General features: G+C 61.4%; 14 protein-coding genes. 6 read left to right on the forward strand and 8 right to left on the reverse strand.

What is annotated here, in order from left to right; genetic code table 11:
- Positions 1-242: 242 nt before the first annotated feature.
- Together NA647_RS17590 and NA647_RS17595 are read left to right on the forward strand one after the other, a co-directional pair.
- Positions 243-1,619 carry an L-serine ammonia-lyase gene (locus NA647_RS17590; protein WP_256058848.1) on the forward strand — a complete coding sequence of 459 codons (1,377 nt, stop codon included), beginning with the start codon at positions 243-245 and terminating at the stop codon, positions 1,617-1,619.
- Between the two features lie 216 nt (positions 1,620-1,835).
- A complete protein-coding gene (locus NA647_RS17595) occupies positions 1,836-5,960 on the forward strand; it encodes a CheR family methyltransferase (RefSeq protein WP_256058849.1) in 4,125 nt (1,374 codons plus the stop codon).
- 403 nt (positions 5,961-6,363) lie between these two features.
- Here the strand turns inward: NA647_RS17595 and NA647_RS17600 are convergent, their stop codons facing one another.
- Positions 6,364-7,920, reverse strand: coding sequence for a sigma-54-dependent transcriptional regulator (locus NA647_RS17600; protein WP_256058850.1), 1,557 nt, complete (start codon positions 7,918-7,920; stop codon positions 6,364-6,366).
- A gap of 254 nt (positions 7,921-8,174) precedes the next feature.
- On the opposite strand from NA647_RS17600, the gene phhA reads away from it, so the two are divergent.
- The 4 genes from phhA (at position 8,175) to NA647_RS17620 (ending at position 12,128) form a co-directional block, all read left to right on the forward strand.
- The gene (gene phhA, locus NA647_RS17605) at positions 8,175-8,960 is read left to right on the forward strand and encodes a phenylalanine 4-monooxygenase (RefSeq protein ID WP_256058851.1); all 786 of its coding nucleotides are present in this window, start codon (positions 8,175-8,177) and stop codon (positions 8,958-8,960) included.
- Positions 8,961-9,133: 173 nt separating this feature from the next.
- Entirely contained in the window at positions 9,134-9,490 is a 357-nt protein-coding gene (locus tag NA647_RS17610; protein ID WP_256058852.1) for a 4a-hydroxytetrahydrobiopterin dehydratase, read from the forward strand.
- The gene (locus tag NA647_RS17615; protein WP_256058853.1) at positions 9,487-10,683 is read left to right on the forward strand and encodes an amino acid aminotransferase; all 1,197 of its coding nucleotides are present in this window, start codon (positions 9,487-9,489) and stop codon (positions 10,681-10,683) included. The genes NA647_RS17610 and NA647_RS17615 overlap by 4 nt, the downstream gene beginning before the upstream one ends.
- Positions 10,684-11,303: 620 nt before the next feature.
- Complete coding sequence (locus NA647_RS17620) at positions 11,304-12,128, forward strand: EAL domain-containing protein (RefSeq protein ID WP_256058854.1); 825 nt, start codon at positions 11,304-11,306, stop codon at positions 12,126-12,128.
- Between the two features lie 7 nt (positions 12,129-12,135).
- On the opposite strand, the gene NA647_RS17625 is transcribed toward NA647_RS17620, so the two are convergent.
- From NA647_RS17625 to NA647_RS17655, 7 genes are all read right to left on the reverse strand, one after another.
- The gene (locus NA647_RS17625) at positions 12,136-12,819 is read right to left on the reverse strand and encodes a type 1 glutamine amidotransferase domain-containing protein (protein ID WP_256058855.1); all 684 of its coding nucleotides are present in this window, start codon (positions 12,817-12,819) and stop codon (positions 12,136-12,138) included.
- Positions 12,820-13,429: 610 nt separating this feature from the next.
- On the reverse strand, positions 13,430-15,319 hold the full coding sequence (locus NA647_RS17630) for a methyl-accepting chemotaxis protein (RefSeq protein WP_256058856.1): 1,890 nt from the start codon (positions 15,317-15,319) through the stop codon (positions 13,430-13,432).
- 318 nt (positions 15,320-15,637) lie between these two features.
- Entirely contained in the window at positions 15,638-17,101 is a 1,464-nt protein-coding gene (locus NA647_RS17635) for a sodium-dependent transporter (protein ID WP_256058857.1), read from the reverse strand.
- A 79-nt stretch (positions 17,102-17,180) separates the two neighbouring features.
- Entirely contained in the window at positions 17,181-17,861 is a 681-nt protein-coding gene (maiA, locus tag NA647_RS17640; protein WP_256058858.1) for a maleylacetoacetate isomerase, read from the reverse strand.
- A 216-nt stretch (positions 17,862-18,077) separates the two neighbouring features.
- Positions 18,078-19,175 (reverse strand): 4-hydroxyphenylpyruvate dioxygenase, encoded by a 1,098-nt coding sequence (gene hppD / locus NA647_RS17645; protein WP_256058859.1) that lies wholly within the window; start codon positions 19,173-19,175, stop codon positions 18,078-18,080.
- 394 nt (positions 19,176-19,569) lie between these two features.
- Positions 19,570-20,979 (reverse strand): sodium-dependent transporter, encoded by a 1,410-nt coding sequence (locus tag NA647_RS17650; RefSeq protein ID WP_256058860.1) that lies wholly within the window; start codon positions 20,977-20,979, stop codon positions 19,570-19,572.
- Positions 20,980-21,195: 216 nt separating this feature from the next.
- Positions 21,196-22,281: a Glu/Leu/Phe/Val dehydrogenase dimerization domain-containing protein gene (locus NA647_RS17655; protein WP_256058861.1), complete on the reverse strand. Its 1,086-nt coding sequence runs from the start codon at positions 22,279-22,281 to the stop codon at positions 21,196-21,198.
- Between the last annotated feature and the right edge of the window lie 205 nt (positions 22,282-22,486).

A 22,486-nucleotide genomic window follows, 5' to 3' on the forward strand; every position in this document is an offset into this window, starting at 1 on the left:
GGAGTGAAGTTTGGTGTTCCAAATAAGCGACGAGGAACGCCGCATCGCGCAAAAACAGGCCCGGCCCTTCGGGTTGCGCGCCAAATGGCACCAGGCGGCGTTGCGGGACTTGGCAAGGGAACGACCATTACCTGCGTCCCGCGTCTTGCCTGGTGCCATTTGGCGCAGCAACGCGGCTCGCGACGAAACGTCAACAGACCCTAATCACCGGGGCTGCCATTTTTCTTCAGCGAGCGTCGCCCATGTCCCTCAGCACACTCGATCTGTTCAAGATCGGCATCGGTCCCTCCAGCTCACACACCGTCGGCCCCATGAGCGCGGCGGCACGGTTCGCCGCGGGCCTGAAGCAGGACGGCCTGCTGGACGCAACCGAACGCGTGCGGGTCGAGCTGTACGGCTCGCTCGGCGCAACCGGCAAAGGCCACGGCAGCGATAAAGCAGTGATCCTAGGCCTCGAAGGCGAACAGCCGGAAAAGGTCGACACCACCCTCATCCCGGAACGTCTGGCGGCAATTCGCGAAAATGGCACCCTGCGCCTGCTGGGTGAAAAGCCGATCCGCTTCGTCGAGAAAGAACACGTGGCGATGATCCGCAAGCCGTTGGACTTTCACCCCAACGGTATGGTGTTTCGCGCCTTCGACGCCGCCGGGTTGCAAATCCGCAGCCGCGAGTATTACTCGGTGGGCGGCGGTTTCGTCGTCGACGAAGAGGCAGCCGGCACCGACCGCATCGTCGAAGACCGCACGCCTTTGCCCTACTCGTTCCGCACTGCCCGCGAGCTGCTGGCGCTGTGCGACCAGCACGGCCTGTCGATCAGCCAGTTGATGCTAGCCAACGAAGCGGCCTGGCGCCCGGAAGCGGAAACCCGTGCGCGGCTATTGCAGATCTGGCAGGTCATGCAGGACTGCGTGAGCGCCGGTTGCCAGACCGAAGGCATCCTGCCCGGCGGGCTCAAGGTGGAGCGCCGCGCCGCCCGCCTGTATCGCCAGCTCAGCGAAAACCCCGAAGCCAACCTGCGCGACAGCCTCAACGTGCTCGACTGGGTCGATCTCTACGCCCTGGCGGTCAACGAGGAAAACGCCGCGGGCGGCCGGGTGGTGACCGCACCGACCAATGGCGCCGCCGGAATCATCCCGGCGTTGCTGCACTATTACGTGCGCTTCGTGCCTGGCGCCAATGAAGACGGCGTGGTGCGTTTTCTGCTCACGGCGGCGGCCATCGGCATTCTCTACAAGGAGAACGCCTCGATCTCAGGCGCCGAAGTGGGTTGCCAGGGTGAAGTGGGCGTCGCCTGCTCAATGGGCGCCGGCGCGTTGTGCGAAGTACTCGGTGGCACGCCGCAGCAAGTAGAGAACGCGGCCGAAATCGGCATGGAGCACAACCTCGGCCTGACTTGCGACCCGGTTGGCGGCCTGGTCCAAGTGCCCTGCATCGAACGCAACGCCATGGGATCGGTCAAGGCCATCAACGCCGCCCGCATGGCCCTGCGCGGCGACGGCAGCCACTTCATCTCACTGGACAAGGTCATCCGCACCATGCGCCAGACCGGCGCCGACATGAAGAGCAAGTACAAGGAAACCGCGCGCGGCGGGCTGGCCGTCAACATCATTGAATGTTGAAACACACGGCGCGCGCAGCCTCATTACCAGCCAAGCGGCAAACCCATCCGCGCCTTATCGCGGCCATCTGGTTTCCTTGGAAGAAATCGCCCTGGCGAAGCTTTATCATCCCCGCTGGCGGTTCGTCGGCGTCAAAGGACTCATCTCGCCACGAAGCTGTCCCTATCACAGCAAGACACCCCCTGCCGTCAATGGATCGATCTAGCCGAGGAACCGATGAGTAACCCCAATGAGCCATCGACCCCGAAGAACCTGAGCGTGGCTCGCAGTACCCTTGATTTTCCCGTCATAGGTATAGGCGCCTCGGCCGGCGGCCTCAAGGCACTCATGAGTTTCTTCGAGCATATGCCCAGCGAGTGCGGCATGGCGTTCGTCGTGATCATGCATCTCTCGCCCAAGCATGAGAGCAATGCGGACAACATCTTGCAGAACAAGACTCGCATGCCGGTTCTGCAGGTGAAGCAGCCGGTGCCCATCGAGCGCAACCGGATCTACGTCATCCCGCCAGCCCTCGATCTCTCGATGAACGATGGCTACCTGCGGCTGATCAAGCCTGTACGTGAACGCGGCGTGCAGGTAGCCATCGATCTGTTCTTCCGCGCCCTGGCCGACGTCCATCACACCCACGCCATCGGCATCGTACTGTCCGGCACGGGCTCGGACGGTTCCGTCGGCCTGTCCCGAATCAAGGAACAGGGCGGCGTAACCATGGCGCAGTCGCCGGAGGATGCTGAATACGATTCCATGCCGCGCAGCGCCATCGCGACCGGCATGGTCGACATCGTGCTGCCGGTGGTGGATATGCCTCAGCGGCTGGTGGAGCTGAGCCGCAACATGCAGACGATGGAGCAGCCTATCGAGTCCCCGGCCGCGTCCGAACAATCGCCATCCCGGGCGCCGACCCGAGCCAACGAATCGGCCCTGCGCGACATCCTTGGCCTGCTTCGCAGCCGCACGGGCCATGATTTCCGCCACTACAAGCAAGCCACCGTGTTGCGGCGGATCGAGCGCCGCATGCAGGTCAACGCGGTACATGACATGGCCGGCTATGCCCAGCTGCTAAACGAGCAGCCAGATGAAACCCCAGCGCTACTGGCCGATATGCTGATCGGGGTAACCAATTTTTTCCGTGATCGCGAGGCCTTCGAAGCGCTGGAGCGTGACATCATCCCGCAGCTGTTCGAGGAGAAGACCTTGCTCGGCGAGGGCGATGCCCTACGCATCTGGTCTGCCGCCTGCTCTACCGGCGAAGAGGCTTACTCGTTGGGCATCCTCTTTACCGAGTACGCCGAACGCAACAACTTGAAGGCCGATGTACAAGTCTTCGCAACCGACATCGACGATCAGGCGCTGGAAATCGGCCGCGCCAGTGTCTATCCCGAAGCGATCATCACAGACGTGCCGCCTACTCGGCTGCAGCAGTACTTTACCAAGGAGCAAAACCGGTACCGTCTGCGTAAGGAGCTGCGCGAGCGAATCCTTTTCGCTCGGCACAATATCCTGCGCGACCCGCCCTTCTCGCGGCTCGACCTGATTTCATGCCGCAACCTACTGATCTACCTCGACCGGGATATCCAGAGCGAAGTGCTGCGCATGTTCCATTTTGCGCTCAACCCCGGCGGTTACTTGTTTCTCGGCAGCTCCGAGACGGCTGAAGCCTGCTCGCACCTTTTCACTCCGGTGGACAAGAAGAATCGGATCAACCGGGCTCGGGAAATCGGCAATCAGCGGCGCATGCCGATGCCCTCGTTACAGAACTTTTCCGCCGACCCGCCCGCACGCAGCTCCGGCACGGCGCCCGTCCGACGCAGCAAGTTTTCTTTCGCCGACGTGCATCAACGAGCATTGGAGCAGTACGCGCCGCCTAGCGTGATCGTCAATCAAGAGACGGAAATCGTCCACATGTCCGCCCGCGCCGGTAATTTTCTGCGCTATGTCGGGGGAGAACCTTCGCTCGTCCTGACCACTCTGGTGCATCCTGAGCTGCGCCTGGAGCTGCGTACCGCACTGTATCAAGCTGCACATACCGGCAAGAGCGTCGAAGCCAGACGCGTCAGCCTGAAGCGCGAAGACCGCAATACCTACGTCAATATGGTGGTGCGTCCGTTCCGAGACGACGAAGCGGGCAACGACTATATGCTGGTGCTGTTCGATGAGGTCGAAGAGAGCATCGACGAAGGTTCTGAAACGTCCGAAGGGGACGTCAAAAACACTGTGCTGACGCAACTTGAGTCCGAGCTACAGCAGACCAAGGAGCAGTTGCAACTAACCATGGAGCACTCGGAAACCTCCACCGAGGAATTGCGTGCCTCCAACGAAGAACTGCAGGCCATCAATGAAGAGTTGCGCTCGGCCACCGAGGAACTGGAAACCAGCAAGGAAGAGCTGCAGTCGATCAACGAAGAACTGATCACGGTCAACGCCGAACTCAAAAGCAAGGTCGATGAAACCGGTAAGGTCAACGATGACCTGCAGAACCTGATTTCTTCCACCGATATCGCCACGCTGTTCGTCGACCGCCACATGCGCATTAAATGGTTCACCCCGCGCGCGCAGGATATTTTCAACGTGATCGACAACGATGCCGGGCGCTCACTGCTCGACATCACGCACCGCCTCGACTATCCGACGCTCTACAAGGACGCTTCCAAGGCCTTCGGCGAGCTGCATCTGGTCGAGCGCGAAGTCACTAGCCGGGACCACAAGTGGTACATGGCGCGCTTCCTGCCGTACCGCACCACCGACGATCGCATCCAGGGTGCGGTCTTGACGTTCATCGACATCACCGCCCGGCGCACCGCCGAAGAACGCGTGCGAGCCGGCGAAGCCCATATGAAACTGCTAGCACAGAGCATGCGCGGCTACGCCATCATCACCATGGACCTGCAAGGCAATGTCACCGCCTGGAACCGTGGCGCAGAATCCATTTTCGGCTACAGCGAACAGGAAGTGATCGGCCAGTGCATCGACTTCATCTACACCGCAGCGGACCGCGAAGTAGGCGTACCTGAGGGCGAGCGCAAGCGCGCGCTGGAGCAAGGCCAGGCGACCGACGAGCGCTGGCACCTGCGCAAGGATGGCTCGCAGTTCTTTTGTAGCGGCCTGGTCAACCCGCTGGTCGATACGGCTGGCAATGTGACGGGCTTCGCCAAGATCGCCCGCGACCTCACCGAGCAGCAGCGGATCAACAGCCTGCGCACCAGCGAACTGGAAAGCATCCAGGCCGCCAGCTTGCAGAAGGATGAATTCTTCGCCGTGCTTTCCCACGAGCTTAAGCATCCACTCAACCTAATTCAGCTCAACACCGACCTCATCGCCCGCTCGCAGGTCGTCAAGAACACACTCAGCCTATCCAAGGCCACACGCTCGATTCAAAGCGCGGTGCGCAGCCAGTCGCGAATCATTGATGATCTGATGGACGTCTCGCGTATTCGCACCGGCAAACTCAAGCTGCACTTCATCACGCTGCACTATCAGGAATTGTTAAAAGGCATCGAATCGGTCTTCTTGCCGCTTACAGAGAGCGAGGCCGTGACGTTCGACAGATCCCTGCCTGCGGAACCGCTGTTTATCCATGCCGACCCGACGCGTCTCGAGCAGATCATCTGGAACTTGTTGAACAATGCCTGGAAGTTCACCAAGGGTGGCGATTGCATCAGCCTGCAGCTTGAGCGCGATGGTGATATGGCGCGTCTGGATGTGATCGACACCGGCGTGGGAATCTCCAAAGAGTTTCTGCCCAAGGTGTTCGACATGTTCGGCCAGGCCGAGATGCAACACGCACAGCGCTCCAAGCATGGACTGGGAATCGGGCTGGCGCTGGTCAGACAGCTGGTCGAAGCCCACAACGGGCGTATCGAAGCCTTCTCGGAAGGCATCGGCCGCGGCGCGCGCTTCAGCGTCTGGCTGCCAGTGCATCTGCAGACCGAACTGACACTCAGCGAGCTAACCGCCGCCGGCGAGGCCGGTGGGCTGGCGGGTATCAAGATTCTGCTGGTGGATGACTCGCCCGACATCCTCGATACCATGCGCGAGCTGCTGGAAAGCGAAGGCGCGAACGTCACTACCGCAGACGGCGGCGCGCAGGGTATCGAACTGGCCGAGGTCACGCGCTTCGACATCATCATCTCAGATGTCGGCATGCCGGGCATCGACGGCCACAAGATGATGAACGAGATACGCCACGGCGACACCAACGCCACCACCCCAAGCATCGCTCTGACCGGTTACGGCACCCTGCGCGACGTGGAGAAAGCCAAGGCCGCGGGCTTTACCCAGCACCTGCGCAAACCGATCGACCTGCAGGCGTTGATCGATGCGGTGAATCAAGCGGTGCGTTGAGGCAGGTATGTGTTGACGTTCGCTTTTCGTAGGAGCGAGCTTGCTAGCGAACAGGGATGTCACCGCAAAAGGGTGCAGCGCCATCCCGCCGATTCGCCAGCAAGCTGGCTCCTACAGTTGCGCTGCGCCCAGCCACCTTTGTGTAAACGAGATACCGAGTGTTCCGGCGCCTGCGCGGTCCCGCCGGAAATCCCATACAGCGAAGCCGAAAACCGTGTCCACGGCCACGTCTATGTGTTGACGTTCGCTTTTCGTAGGAGCGAGCTTGCTCGCGAACAGGGACGTCACCGCAAAAGGGTGCAGCGCCATCCCACCGATTCGCCAGCAAGCTGGCTCCTATAAGAGAGCGAGCTTGCTCAACAGGTTTGCAACCAGGAAATCGCGTCTGGAAGCGAAGCCCGACTCAGCCATCCTTGCCAATCCCGTACTCGCGCAGCTTGTTGGCGATGGTGGTATGGGAAACACCCAGACGCTTGCCTAACAGACGGCTACTGGGATGCTGCGCGTACAGGCTCTCCAGCACGGTTTTCTCGAAGCGGCCAACAATGCTGGACAGGTCGCCGTCCAGGGAAAAATCACCCAGCGGCTGAGGCGCCCCGTAATCCGGCAGGCGGATGTGCTCTGGCTTGATCACCCCGCCCTCGCAAAGTGAAACCGCCTGAAACAACGTGTTCTCTAATTGCCGCACATTACCCGGCCAGTGATAGCCAGCCAGCCGCTCCAGCGCTTGCGGTGACAGACTCGGCAGCGCGCAGCCGATCTGCCGGCTGGCCTGATCGAGAAAGTGCAGCGCCAACGGTTCCAGTCCATCCAGGCATTCGCGCAGCGGTGGGATGTGCAGCGACAGCACGTTGAGCCGGTGATACAGATCCTGCCGGAACTCGCCTTTTGCACAAAGCTCGGACAAATCCAACTGCGTGGCACAGACCACCCGCACATCGAGATACACCTCCTCGTCGCTGCCCACCCGACGAAAACAGCCGTCCTGGAGAAAACGCACAAGCTTGGCCTGCAATCGCGTACTCATCTCACCGACGCCATCGAGGAACAGCGTGCCACCGGAGGTCAGCTCCAGCAGACCGAGTTTCCCCTCCGGGCGCGCACCTTCAAATGCGCCGGGCCCGTAACCGAACAACTCGGTTTCAGCCATGGATTCAGGCAGGCCGGCACAATTGAGCGCCATGAACGGCGATTGCCCGCGTGGGCTGGAGAGGTGACAGGCGCGCGCCAACAGTTCCTTGCCGGTGCCCGTCTCGCCCTCGATCAGCAGCGGCGCATCCAGCGGTGCCATGCGCCTGGCCTCACGGACCACCGCGGCCATTACTTTCGAGCTCTGGAAAATACTATCGAAGCCGCGCAGCTCCTGCTTGCGCACGTTGTAGATGCGCTCGCCGACGCGATCGGCGCGGTGCAGGGTCAGCACCGCACCGGCCAGCGCTTCGCTGTCATCGTGCTCCGATTGCAGCGGCGCGATGTCGGCAAGAAAGATGTCGCCCTTGATGGTCACCCGCAGCCCATTGATGCGCGCTTTGTTCGCCCGCACCAGCTCCGGCAGGTCGAAATCCTCGGCGTAGCGCGACAGGCTCATGCCCGGTACTTCGTCCACCCGTACGCCGAGCAGCTGCGCCGCGGCGCGGTTCGCCGCGACGATGGCGCCGGCCATATCGATGGAAAGCACCGGAAACTCCAGCGCTCCGAGAAGCGCATTCAGCTCCAGCGAATGCCGCTCGCTGGGCATCAGCCCGACCTTGCGCACCTCGAACACGCCCTGCAGCGCCTCGATCTTCGGCCGCAGCGCTTGCAGCTGAAGATTCATCAGATTGGGGCAATGCAGGTAAACGGCATTGCCATGCTCGCCGCCCACCTCGCCGCGCGCAACGTTGATGCCGTAGTCGACCAGCAGTTCGAGCATGTCGCGCAAGATGCCGATGCGGTTCTGGCAGAGAATCCTGATTCGCATGAAGCCTGTCCCTTTCGTTTCGGCCGCAACTTTTTGCTGCCCACCCTTGATTTCCGTCAAGAATATTTGACAACGCTATCGAGCAGCAAGGCGATGGATTCGTTTATCGACAGATGCGTAAGCCATTCTTTACGAAATGAGCGATATTTCCGGCCAGCGACGCGGCTGACGCACTTCCATACGCCGCGCCACCGCTATCAGATGAGGCATCCATAACAAAAAGACTCAGGCGGCCACCCCGCTCAGGAGGTCAGATGAAAACCACGAAGTACGTTGCCCGAGAACCGGACGCCAACGGCTACATCCACTACCCGGACGCCGAACATGCCGTCTGGCAGACCCTGATCGAACGCCAGCTGAAGCTCCTCGGCGGGCGCGCCTGTCAGGAATACCTGGATGGCATCGAGCAGCTCGCCCTGCCCCACGACCGCATTCCGCAGCTGGACGAAATCAACCGCGTCCTGCAGGCGACCACTGGTTGGCAAGTAGCACGCGTGCCGGCGCTGATCCCCTTTCAGACCTTTTTCGAACTGCTAGCGAGCAAGCGCTTCCCCGTCGCGACCTTCATCCGCACGCCGGAAGAACTCGACTACCTGCAGGAACCGGACATCTTCCATGAGATCTTCGGCCACTGCCCGCTGCTGACCAACCCCTGGTTCGCCGAATTCACCCACACGTATGGCCAGCTCGGCCTCAAGGCCAGCAAGGAAGAGCGTGTCTACCTGGCGCGGCTGTACTGGATGACCATCGAGTTCGGCCTGGTTGAAACGCCAGCTGGCCAGCGCATCTACGGTGGCGGCATCCTGTCCTCGCCGAAGGAGACGCTCTACAGCCTCTCGAACGAACCCGAGCATCAGGTGTTCGACGTGGTCGAAGCCATGCGTACGCCCTATCGCATCGACATCCTGCAGCCGGTGTACTTCGTCCTGCCGGAGCTGAAACGACTGTTCGACGTCGCCCACGAAGACATCATGGAACACGTGCGCACCGCCATGCAGCTGGGCCTGCACCAGCCGAAGTTTCCGCCGAAGGCGGCGTAAGGACGGTCCGGGCGACGCTCCGCTTCAGCGTATTTTGTAGGGTGGGCTTCAGCCCACCGCGCCGCATGTTTGCGCATTCAACATCGGTGGGCTAAAGCCCACCCTACGGCCAGTCTCGCCTCGCCCACGACTGACCACCGACCCGCAATCACCTATCACCACAAGGACCCATCATGACCAACCTCACCCAAGCCCACTGCGAAGCCTGCCGCGCTGACGCACCGAAGGTTTCCGATGACGAACTGGCCGAACTGATCAAGCAGATTCCGGATTGGAACATTGAATCCCGCGACGGCCACATGGAGCTGGAGAAAGTCTTCGCGTTCAAGAACTTCAAGCACGCCCTGGCCTTCACCAATGCCGTTGGCGAGATCGCCGAGGCGGAGGGGCATCACCCTGGCCTGCTCACCGAATGGGGCAAGGTCACCGTCACCTGGTGGAGCCATTCGATCAAAGGCCTGCACCGCAACGACTTCATCATGGCCGCTCGCACCGATGAGGTCGCCAAAACCGCTGAGGGCCGCAAGTGAAACATTTCAGCGACGTGGCACGGGTCCCTGGCGATCCGATCCTCGGGCTGCTCGATGCCTATCGCGCCGACCCGAACCCGGCCAAGCTCGACCTGGGCGTCGGCGTCTACAAGGACGCGCTGGGCCTGACACCGATCCCAAAGGCGGTGAAGCTGGCCGAACAACGGTTGATCGAAAGCGAAAAGACCAAAAGTTACATCGGCGGGCATGGCGATCCGCTGTTCGGCGAACAGCTCATGCAGTTGGTGCTCGGTGAAGCCTCGCCAGCGCTAGTCGACAACCGCGCCGGCTGTACCCAGACGCCCGGCGGTACCGGCGCGCTGCGGCTGGTGGGCGACTTCATCGCCAAATGCCTGCCGGGCCGCAGCCTCTGGCTCAGCGACCCGACCTGGCCGATCCATGAAACCCTGTTCGCCGCCGCACGGCTGAAGGTCGAGCACTATCCCTACGTCAACGGACAGAACCAGCTCGACGTACCAGCCATGCTCGCCGCACTGGATCGGATTCCCCACGGGGACGTGGTACTGCTGCACGCCTGCTGCCACAACCCCACCGGCTATGACCTGAGCCAGGACGACTGGCGTCAGGTACTGGAAATCGTCCGCAAGCGCGAGCTGCTGCCGCTGTTCGACTTCGCCTACCAGGGTTTCGGCGACGGGCTGGACGAGGACGCCTGGGCGGTACGGCTGTTCGTCGACGCCTTGCCAGAAGTATTGATCACCAGCTCATGCTCGAAGAACTTCGGCCTGTATCGCGAACGCACCGGCGCGCTGATCGTGGTTGCCGCCAGCGGCGAATCGCTGATCGACGTGCGCAGCCAGTTCGCCTCGGTGGCGCGCAACCTCTGGTCGACGCCACCGTCCCATGGCGCCGCCGTGGTGGCGACGATTCTGGCAAACCCAGAATTGCGCCAGCTTTGGCAGCAGGAAGTTGCCGCCAAGCGCGAACGCATCGCTGGCTTGCGTCAGGGGCTCGTGGAGGCACTCGCACCGCATGGTCTGGCCGACCGCTTCGCGCACATTGCGCAGCAACGCGGGATGTTTTCTTACACGGGCCTGACAGCCGAGCAAGTCCTGCGCCTGCGTCGCGAAGACGCTGTGTACCTGGTGGAAAGTGGTCGAGCGAATATCGCCGGGCTGGATGCTGCAAGGCTCGACCAGCTTGCGGCGGCCATTGCGCGCGTGATGGCCTGATCAGCGCCCATTGGTCGAAGCATTCAGGGCCGGCTGCTACAGCGGCCCTCGTCTCTCTAGTGAAAGCCGCCCCGCCTGCTTGCCTCAAGCGAGGACACCGTTGGCGCGAAAGGCTGATCTGTTGGCCCGCTCTCATCTTGCTCGCCGATAAAGGCGGCGATTCCAGCATAGTCTCTGCCTCGCATGGTCCGATGCTGTCAAAAACCAATGGATAACGTTTAGCGCAGGTATCGGGTCGACGTCGCGAAGGGCTGATCGAAAAATCGGTCAACCAAGCTTCGCGTGCCCACTGGGCGAACAAGTTCGCCCTACTTAGGCCTGCACCGCAGCCACAACTCATCGATGACCCGACAATCTGTAGGGCCGGGATTATCCGCCAACCAACTTAGAACTGGCGATCTCAATTGCGAATACTCGCGTTCCTATGTCGTTCGGACCGATCGGAACTTGCCATCCGAAAGCCGTGTCGCAGCATTTAGCCATCACACCCTGACCAGCCTGCACTACCATGTCAGTCAACTGCTCCGAACCAGCGCACCCGCTGGACGACGAACGGGCTCCAGCTCGAGCCTGGATGGCCGCTATTTTCCACGTCAGGTAATTTTCGAACGAGTTCGCCAATGATCCAAAGCAATACCACTGGTAACCCTGCGCCGAACCAGTACGCCTGCCATTCAGCCGGCGAGCACGGGGCCTGCCCCAGCTGCGCCAGTGGCGAGCGGCTGGGTTTTCGCTTCAGCTACGCCTATCAACCAATCGTCGATACGGCCCGCCGCGAGATCTTCGCTCATGAAGCGCTGGTTCGCGGCACTCAAGGCGAACCAGCGCCAAGCGTGCTGTCGCAGGTGACGGAGGAAAACCGCTTCCGCTTCGACCAGGCTTGCCGGGTCAAGGCAATCAAAACAGCTGCCAAGCTCGATATGCAGAGCCGGCTGTCGATTAACTTCATGCCCAACGCCATCTACCGCCCTGAGCTGTGCATTCGCTCGACGCTGGAAGCGGCCCGCGCACATAACTTCCCCGTTGAGCGCATCATCTTCGAAACGGTCGAAGGCGAGCGCATCAGCGATGCCAAATGGCTGGCTGAAGTATTGGGTGAATACAAACGCATCGGCTTTCTCACCGCGATCGATGATTTTGGAGCCGGATTTGCCGGGCTCAACCTGCTGGCCGACTTCCAGCCCGACCTGATCAAACTGGACATGGACCTGGTCCGAGGCATCGACCAGAGCCATGCGCGCCAGGCCATCGTCCGTGGCACGGTAGGTATCTGCACCGAGCTGGGCATCAAGGTGATCGCCGAAGGCGTGGAAACCTCAGATGAATGCAGCGCCCTGCACGACCTCGGCATCAGCCTGATGCAGGGCTACCTGTTCAGCAAACCGCTGTTCGAAACCTGTAGCCACGTCGATTCGCTGTCCTGGCCGAGCGGAGCGCCAAACTGAGTCAGTCTTAACCGGCCTTCAGCAGCTTGAGCAATTCCCGCGCGGCCTCTTCCGAGGACGCCGGGTTCTGGCCTGTGACGAGCAGGCCATCGACCCGCACATAGGACGCCCAGTCCGGCCCTTTGCTGTAGTCGCCGCCGATTTCCTTGAGTTTGTCTTCCAGCAGGAAAGGCACCACCTCGGTGAGCTGTACACCTTCTTCCTCGCTGTTGGTAAAGCCGGTCACGCGTTTGCCCTTGACCAGATACTCGCCGTCCTCGCCGCGCACTTGAACCAGCGCTGCCGGCGCATGGCAGACCGCGCCCACCGGCTTTCTCGCCTTGATGAAGGATTCGATCAGGGCGATGGATGTCGCGTTGCTAGTCAGGTCCCACAGCGGACCGTGACCGCCGGGATAGAACACCGCATCGAAGTCTGCAGCCGACACGTTGTCCAGCTTCTGGGTATTAGCCAGCAGCGTCTTGGCGTCGGCATCGTTCTTGAAGCGCTGGGTCAGCTCGGTCTGGGCGTCTGGCGCGTCACTTTTCGGATCCAGCGGAGGCTGCCCGCCCTTGGGTGAGGCCAGCGTGATCTGGGCGCCAGCGTCTTTGAATACGTAGTAAGGCGCGGCGAATTCTTCGAGCCAGAAGCCGGTGGGCTTGCCGGTGTCGCCTAGCTTGTCGTGGGATGTGAGCACAATGAGGATTTTCATGGGGTCTCCTATGGTCTGGCGGCCCGGCGATTGCAGGTCCATGGTTTATCTCGACCATGGGGGATGGGAATGGGTCAATTGCGGTGATCGCTGCCACGCCTAATGCCTCGTCGCTTCTGCTTTTCGTAGGAGCGAGCTTGCTCGCGATCAGACGTTGTCGGCACAACTAGAGGTTAAAGACCTCGCGCTTATAGTGGCCCATACCTCAGGTTTCGCCCTGCTTGGCGAGTCCCTTTTGGCAAATACCCCAAAAGGAACCAAAAGGTCTTGCCCCTCCATCCGGGTCTCGCTGCGCTCGACTTCCCTTATTCCATCACTGCTTCGAGGGCCGGCGTACAAGGGCCCCTGGAACGTCACCGGAGCGAGGGGCCCCAGGCAAAGCCTGGGCCGGATGCAGGGGCAAGCGTTTTTGCTTACTTTTTTGGCAATTGAAAAAAGTGAGTCGCCCAGCAGGGCGAAACCAATGCCTCAGCCAGCTCGTAAAAAGGGATCACTCAGCGAACACAAAGCACAAAGCGCTTCGCGAGCAAGCTCGCTCCTACATTAAAGCGGAGGGCGCTACCGGGCACAAAAAAGGGCGCCGAAGCGCCCTTTCCAATCAAACAACCAATCAGATCCTGAAGCTCCCCACCAACTGCTTCAACCGCGCAGTCTGCTGCTCCAGATCACCACAAGCCCGCAGCGTCGAATGCAGATTCTCCACCCCTTCCTGATTCAGCGTATTGATCTCGGTAATGTCCATGTTCAGCGACTCGATCACCGAGGTCTGCTCTTCGGTGGCGGTGGCTACCGACTGGTTCATCGCATCGATCTCACCGATGCTCTGGGTCACGCTGCCGAGCCGCTCGCCGGCCTGGTTGGCGATATCCACGCTGGCCTCGCTCTGGCGCTGACTTTCGGTCATGGTGCTCACCGAATCACGTGCGCCGACCTGCAGCTTCTCGATCATGCCGTGGATTTCCTGCGCCGAAGCCTGGGTGCGATGCGCCAGGCTGCGCACCTCGTCGGCTACCACCGCGAAACCACGCCCAGCTTCACCGGCACGGGCGGCTTCGATCGCCGCATTCAGGGCAAGCAGGTTGGTCTGTTCGGAGATGCCCTTGATCACGTCGAGGATCTGGCCGATGCCCACGGTCTGTGTATTCAACGCCTCGATCTGTGCACAGGAGGCGCTGATGTTGTTCGACAGCTGCTTCATCGCCTGGATGTTCTGGTCGACCACCTTGCGGCCATCTTCGGCCTGATGGCTGGCACCGCTGGCCTGCTGCGAAGCATCCGCTGCGTTGCGGGCAATCTCTTGAGCCGCGGCGCCGAGCTGGTTGATCGCGGCCGCCACACTGTTGGTGCGACTGGCCTGTTCATCGGAATTGACCATCGACGAGTTGGAAGCAGCGAGCACGCGATGTGCCACTTCATTGACCTGCTCAGTCGCCGAAGACACTTCGCGAATCGAGCCGTGGATACGCTCGACGAAGCGGTTGAAGGCCATCGCCAATTCACCGAACTCGTCCTGCGACTGCACGGTGAGGCGGCGGGTCAGATCGCCCTCGCCTTCGGCGATGTTAGCCATGGCCCGGCCCATGTCAGTGAGCGGACGCATCAGTACCCGAATCAGCATGCCCAGCAGCAGCATGATGAATACGACGGCAATCACGGCTGCAACGAAGGCCGAAGCACGGAAGCTGGACAGCGCGGCATAGGCTTTGTCCTTGTCCACCGAGATGCCTACGTACCAAGTGACCGATGGCAGACCAGGAACCGGACTGAAGCTAACGATGCGTGCTTGGCCATCTAGCTCTGCCTCAGTGAAGCCGCTCGTCAGCGACGGAGTATTCCTCGGATAGAGGTCCGCCAGCGTCTTCATGACCTTGGTCCGGTCCGGATGGACCAGCACCTTGCCGTCGCCGCTGACCAGAAACGCATAGCCCATGTCATCAAAATTCAGCGCGTTGATGATATCCACCAGCACCCTCAGGCTGAGGTCGCCGCCGACCACACCCAGGTTTTCGCTACCGCGTTTAGCTGGGGTTGTTGCGGAAATGACCAGATCACCCGTGGCGGTATCCACATAGGGCTCGGTCAGGGTCGTGCTCCCGGCATTGATGGCGGCCTTGTACCGTGGCCGTTGCCGCGGATCGAAGTCGGCGGGCAGCCCGATTTGCGGGTGAACGATAAATTCTCCGTTGCTCCGCCCCAAGTAGGTGAAGGCAAAAGTCGAACTGAGCGCCGGCTGCTTGACCAGTGCCTCGACGGCGCTACCAGCGCTGTCGCGGCCGATGGTCTGCGCAGTACTTTCCAGCAACACCAGACGCCCGGAGAGCCAGTTATGGATGTTGTGCGCGGTCACATCGCCCATCTCGTTCAGGTAGCTCTCGAGCTTGGCCTGTATGGCGTTGCGCTGCAGATAATCGTTGAAGAGAGTGAACAAGGCGAAGGTGGCAATCACGACAAGTGATGCGGCCAACAAGATTTTGTGGCTGAACTTTAGACGACTGGGCATGGGCGCGTGTCCGAGGATTGATCTTGGTCAATGCGAAATGCCCTTTTCTGGCCGAGCGTCCTTGCGCTAAACGGCGTATCGGCTCGGTTCGAACGACCTTGAGGTTACCGCTGCACAGCTGGAATGCTGCAAGCCCCTGACGCCCCTGTTGCCTTACTCGGCCTGCAATGCAAAAACGGCACTTCCGTTTCGCGGAAGTGCCGTTCAGTCGGGCAACTATCGATCAGACGTTACGCTGACCGATTGTCGTAGGGCCGAATTTATTCGGCTAATGCCTCACCTCGCCAAGGCCGAACAAGCCCTACAGACACCACTCGGTCAGGCCCTGCGTGCAAGCGCCGGCAACACCCGCGGCCGCAAACCTTCGCCAAGAATGGTCAGCACCCCGATGGCACCCACGATCCAGTACCAGCGCACCAGCGGGTCGAAGCCCAGCCAACCGAGGGCATGCAGGAATACCATCAGGATCAGTACCGGGCAGACGTAGCGCACCATGAACAGCCACAGCGCGTAGCCCAACGGTGGCAGGTCCAACTCGTCGCGCATGATGTCGCTACGCAGCGCGTAGCCGGCAAAGACCACGATGAAAATCCCGCCCAGCGGCATCATCCAGCGGGAGGTCAGGTAGTCCAGCCAGTCGAAGAAGTTCTTGCCCAGCGGCGTCCAGCCCGACAGTAGGTTGAACGAAAGCATCGCCAGCAGGCTGATCACCAGCAAGACGGCGCCGGACGCGATGGCCGCTTTGAGGCGGCTGATGCCATGTTTTTCGTTGAGGTAGGCGACAGTGGCCTCGATCATCGAAATGGCCGAAGTCAGCGCGGCGAGGGAAACCATGGCGAAGAACAGCACGCCGAAGGCGGTGCCGAACGGCATCTGCTGGAAGGCCAGCGGCAGACTCATGAAGATCAGCCCCGGTCCGGCGGTAGGGTCCATGCCGTTGGCGAAGATGATCGGGAAAATAGCCAGGCCCGCCAGCAGTGCCACGCAGGTATCGATGATGGCAACCGTGAAAGTCGTACGGGCAATGGACTTGTCATCGGGCAGATAGGAGCCGTAAGTGAGGATCGCGCCGGACGCCAGGCTAAGCGTGAAGAAGGCGTGACCGAGGGCGGCCAGCAAGGCCTCGCCAGAAATTTTCGAGGTGTCGAAGCTGAACAGGAAAGCGAAGCCCTGATCGAAGCCGCCGCTGGTGAAGGCGTAGCCGACCAGAATCAGCAACATCACCGCAAGCCCCGGCATCATCCAGCGCACCGCATTCTCGATGCCCTTTTGCACGCCTTTGGCGACGATCCACAGTGTCAACAGCGCCACCAGCAGGCTCCAGCCGCCCAGCTGCCAGGGGTTGGCGTTGTGCGCCTCGAATACCTGCGCCATACCGTCGACTGAGGTGGCAGCCAGGGAGCCATCAAGCATCTTCAGGGTATAGGCGAACGCCCAGCCCGCGACCACCACATAGAAGCAAAGGATCAAGAAGCCGGCCGCCATGGCCATGCCGCCGACGCCCTTCCACAATGGATTGCTGCCGTTTTCACGGGCTGCGTGGCCAATCGCATCGATGGGGCTGCCGCGGCCACGCCGGCCGATGGCGACCTCGGTCATCATCACCGGAATGCCGATAGCCAGGATGCACGCCAGGTACATCAACACGAAGGCGCCACCACCGTATTCGCCAGTGATGTAAGGGAATTTCCAGATGTTGCCGAGGCCGACTGCCGAGCCGGTCGCAGCGAGAATGAAGCCCCAGCGGGACAGCCAGAGGTTCTTGGGTTTTTCACGGGTCATGCGCCACCTGTTTGTTTTTATCTGTGACGAAATCGAACCCGCCACGCTCGTAGCGCGACGGAGTGAGGGCGGATAAACCTTATTGAGCGTCGGGCTGCACCTCCGGAGCTGCTTTGGCAAAGGCTTCGAGGGTTTCGCAGCGCTCGACCATCTCGAGGATGCGCGGGTACGCAGTGAGGTCACAGGCAAAACGGCGCGCATTGTATACCTGCGGAATCAGGCATGCCTCCAGGTAACCCGGCCGCTTGCCCAATGACAGCCTGCCCTCGAACGGGGCCAGCCCCTGCTCGACGCTCATCAGCCCAGTGGTGATCCAATGACGAACCCACTCGTTCTTGACCTCGTCGTCCACGCCCAGCGTGCCACTCAGGTACTGCAGCACGCGTGTGTTGTTCAGCGGGTGCACATCGCAAGCGATATGCAACGCCAGCGAACGCACCCGCGCGCGATCGGCGGGATCGTCCGGCAGTAGCGGCGGAAGCGGGAAGATTTCTTCCAGGTATTCGAAGATCGCCAGCGACTGGCCGATGCGCTCGTCTCCATCGACCAGCAACGGAACCAGGCCTTGTGGGTTGAGGGCCCGGTAGTCAGCTGAATGCTGCTGGCCGCCATCCTTGACCAGATGCACCGGCAGATTCTCGAACGCCAGCCCCTTGAGATTCAGAGCGATGCGCACTCGATAGGCCGCGCTGGAGCGCCAGTAGCCGTAGAGCTTCAGCGTAGGGTCACCGACTGTTTGATTCGTCTCGTTGCTATTCATGGCACTCCTGGATTGTGGCTGCCTGGTCAGAGTCGTCGGGTGGGCCGGGCGTCGTTCGCTTTCGCCGTAGGGTGGGTTTCAGCCCACCATTCAGCTAAATAATTGAAGGGAGGCCCATTCGGCATCGGTGGGCTAAAGCCCCTACGTAATGCCGCTTCCGCATTGGTGGGCTGAAGCGGAGCTCCGCCCGGCCCGCCCTACAACGTTCCGACCGCTTTACTCGCCTCCGATCACGCCGCGGCGAACCTGGTCTTCCTCGATGGATTCGAACAGCGCCTTGAAGTTGCCTTCGCCGAAGCCCTGATTGCCCTTGCGCTGGATGATCTCGAAGAAGATCGGGCCGATCACCGTGTTGGTGAAGATCTGCAGCAGGATGCCGTCATCACCCGACGTACCGACGCCCGGAGCGCCATCAATCAACAGGTTCAGCTCGCGCAGCACCTCGGTGGGCTCGCCATGTCCGGTGACGCGGGTGTCGACTTTCTCGTAATAGGTATCCGGAGTGGCCATGAAATCCACACCATTGGCGCGTAGTTGGCGCACGGTGGCGTAGATGTCGTCGGTGGATAGCGCGATGTGCTGGATGCCCTCGCCGTGGTACTCGCGGATGAATTCCTCGATCTGCGACTTGTCGTCCGCCGACTCGTTGATCGGGATGCGGATCTTGCCGCACGGCGCAGTCATTGCACGGGAGAATAGGCCGGTGAGTTTGCCTTCGATGTCGAAGTAGCGAATCTCGCGGAAATTGGCGATGCGCTCGTAGAACCCGGACCAGACGTCCATCTGCCCACGCATGACGTTGTGGGTCAGGTGATCGATGCACATCAGCCCGACGGCGTTGTCGTTTGGCGCGCGGCCTTCGATGTACTCGAAGTCAACGTCGTAGATCGACTTGTCACCGTAACGGTCGACGAGATACAGCAGCGAACCGCCGATACCTTCGACACAAGGGATGTTCAGCTCGCCGAAGTTGGCGTGGCTGCCCACCAGCTTGGCGCCCTGGGATTCGACATAAGCGGCCGCCTGGGCGGCGTTCTTCACCCGGAACGCCATGGCGCAGGCACTCGGCCCGTGCTTTTCGGCGAACTCGCGTACATGGCCGCTGGGGCTGCCGTTGAGCACGATATTGATGTCGTTCTGCTGGAACAGCCAAACCTGTTTGGAACGGTGCTTGGCGGTTTCGGTGAAGCCCATCTGGTTGAACAGCTGACGCAGCTGCTCGATGCCCTCGGCATTCGGCGCGGTGAACTCGACGAACTCGAAGCCGTCGGTGCCGATGGGGTTGTGCTGCTCGATCTTGGTCACGGCGTTCATGTCGCCTCCTGTTTCTTATTATTCGGGGCCACTGCAAGGCTTGGCTGCGCCCATCACAAACCAGAGGGAGAAGCTCCACAAGCCCGCATTCAGCGCCATGCGCAGCTTTGCGAGGGCCGCGCTGGAAGCTTTTCTTTACAACCCGACGGAAGGCCCCGGGGACGAGCTTGCAAGTGTTTATCCGTAACGAAAAGCTGACAGCCGGGCTGACAGCCACCGTATTTTCTGAGTTGGCTCCGGCTGGGCTGGCGGGCTGAAGCCCACCCTACTGTCATCGGTAGAGCGGGCTTCAGCCCACCGATGGGCCGCCCGATCCCCAGCTCGTAGGGTGGGCTTTAGCCCACCGAGGCCTGCGCAAGGCGCTGCCCTGCCATGCGACAAACGTCAATGGCCGCTAGATCAGCCCGCTGAGGTTAAGGAATACCAACACGATCGCCAGCGGCGTGCCAAAGCGCAGTAGCAGCCACCAAGCGCGGAACAGCCCGGCCTGCCGAATGCCGATGGCCTCGCGCACCGTCTGCTCTTTGAGCACCCAGCCAGTGAACAGCACCGTGCCGAGCCCGCCCAATGGCATCAGCCAGTTAGTGGTCAGGTAGTCGAGGCTGTCAAAGAAGGTCTTGCCGAACAGCTGGTAGTCCGCCCACAAGTTGAAAGAGAACACGCTGCCCAGGCTGAGCAACCAGAGCACGGCACCGCTGACCAGCACCGCCTTGAGACGGCTCATGCGCAAGCGCTCAGTCATCCAGGCGATGCTGGGCTCGCTCAGGGAGATGGCGGAGGTCAGTGCGGCGATCACGAGCATGATGAAGAACAGCCCACCGACTACCTGGCCCAGCGGCATCTGGCCGAAGGCAATCGGCAAGGTCACGAAGATCAGCCCCGGCCCCGCGCCTGGCTCCAGGCCATTACCGAACACCAGCGGGAAGATTGCCATTCCGGCCAGCAGCGCAACGACGGTATCGGCCAGCGCTACCAGCACGGACGTCTTGGCAATCGAGGTGCCTTCCGGCAGGTAAGAGCCATAGACCATCATCGCCCCAGCCCCGAGGCTGAGGGTGAAGAAGGCATGGCCCAGCGCGACCAGCACGCTGGTGGCTGTCAGCTCGGAAAAGTCCGGTACGAAGAGGAATTTCAATGCCTGCATGAACTCGCCGGTCACCGCCGCATAGCCAACCAGCCCCAGCAACAGCACGAACAGACCGGGCATGAGAAAGCGCAGCGAGCGCTCCAATCCGCCGCGTACACCGAACCCGACGATCAGCATGGTCGCCGCCAGTACCAGCGTGCCGCAGATGGCCAACCGCATTGGGCTGGCCAACAAGGCGCCGAACACCTCGCCGCTGGCCTCGCCCGCCACGCCGTTGAATGCGCCGCTAAGCGTGGTAGGTACGTACGACAGCGCCCAGCCAGCCACCACCAGATAGAAACTCAGGATGAGGAAGCCTGTAAGCCCACCAATCCATCCCGCGGCGCGCCAGCGTGTGCTGGCACCGGCCTCACGAGCCAGGCGCGCAACCGCGCCATCCGGATTTTGCCGACCACGGCGACCAATCATCACTTCAGCCATCAGCAGTGGAATACCGATCAGCAAGATGCAGCCGAGATACACCAGCACGAAGGCGCCACCGCCGTTCTCGCCGGTGATGTAGGGAAATTTCCAGATATTGCCGAGGCCGACGGCCGAGCCGGTGGCCGCAAGGAAGAACACCCAGCGCGAGGACCAGAGCCCACGCGCCGCGCTTTGCTGAGTACGAACGGAGGTGCCACCGAGAGAACCGGCGGCAATGCTGCTTTTGTCAGTCATTGCGGATTCCTGCTTGTTGTTTTTGTCAGGCTGCTTTCATTTGTGATGCACACCGGAACCGTTACAGCGAGGCGCTTCGCGCGCTATGGCAAACAACGCCATGAACTAACTGGCCGTGCTCGGCTGCGTTTCGCTGAATGGTTCCGTTCATGGCTCGGCAGTACGGCACGGGCTGCCGAAACGAAACGGGCGGCACTGGGCCGCCCTTTCTACTGGCTACGCGTGTAGTCGCTGCGGCTGCACGGCGGCGGTGCCGGTCAGGCGCTCGCGCGCCAGCCGATCGGCAATGATCGAGGTGGGCTCGCCACTGACAGCGGCACGCTCGAAGATTTCTCGCAGCGTGTCGGCGATGCCTTTCACGTGCGCATCGGTCTGGGCTGCGCTGCCGCCAATGCGTTGGTAATAGACGTCAATGATGCCGCCAGCATTGATGGCATAGTCCGGCGCATAGAGGTGGTTGCGACGCTGCAGCTCGACGCCAATCTCAGGGCTCGCCAGCTGGTTGTTGGCCGCCCCGGCGATCACCGGCGCACGCAGGCTCTGCAGCGTTTCAGCATTGAGGACACCGCCCATGGCGCATGGCGCGAATACGTCCACGTCGAGCCCGTAGATGTCGTGCGGTCGAACTGCGTTGGCACCCAGTTCCTCCATCGCTCGCTGCACGTTGGCATCAAAGATGTCGCAGACCCACAGCTCGGCACCGGCCTCTTTGAGATGACGAGCCAGCCCGAGGCCGACATGCCCGACACCCTGTATTGCCACTTTGAGCCCGGTCAGGTCGTCGCGACCAAGGCGTTGGCGCACTGCTTCGCGCAGGCCGACGTATACGCCAAGCGCAGTGGACGGTGACGGGTCGCCGCTGGCGATGCTGCCGTCGAGCAGAGTGCGCGGTGTCGCGCCGATGACGTGGCGGGTGCGCTGGGCGAATGCTTGCATTTCCGGCTCACCGGTGCCCGAATCCGCCGCCGTGATATAGCGGCCGCCCAGGCTGTCGACGAAATCGCCCATGGCGTGCAGCAGTGCCGGGCTCTTGCCGGTATGTGGATCGCCGATGATCACCGCCTTGCCACCGCCGAGCTTGAGCCCGGCCAACGAGGACTTGAGCGTCATACCGCGCGAAAGGCGCAGCACATCCCGCAAAGCATCGTCATCACTGGCGTAGGGGAACATACGGCAGCCGCCCAGAGCCGGGCCGAGCGTGGTGTCGTGGACGGCGATGATGGCGCGCAGACCCGATGCCTTGTCATGGCAGAACACTACCTGTTCGTGGTGATCGAAATCGGGATGGGTGAACACGGACATTGCGGATTCCTCTGTTGTTGTTCTGTTCAGGCGCCTGCAGTCCAGGCCCCTTCGAATGTTCTGTCTGCATACGCGCTTGCGTTTGCAGGCCGGGCGACGGCCGTGGGTCCAGAAACCGGTGGGCTGAAGCCCACCCTACGGCCGCGCCGCTCGGACTGCTGTTGTAGGGTGGGCTTTAGCCCCCCAATGCGCGAAGCCCCGGCGG

The sequence above is a fragment of the Stutzerimonas stutzeri genome, assembly GCF_024448985.1.
In the GTDB taxonomy this organism is placed as follows: Bacteria; Pseudomonadota; Gammaproteobacteria; order Pseudomonadales; family Pseudomonadaceae; genus Stutzerimonas; species Stutzerimonas stutzeri_AP.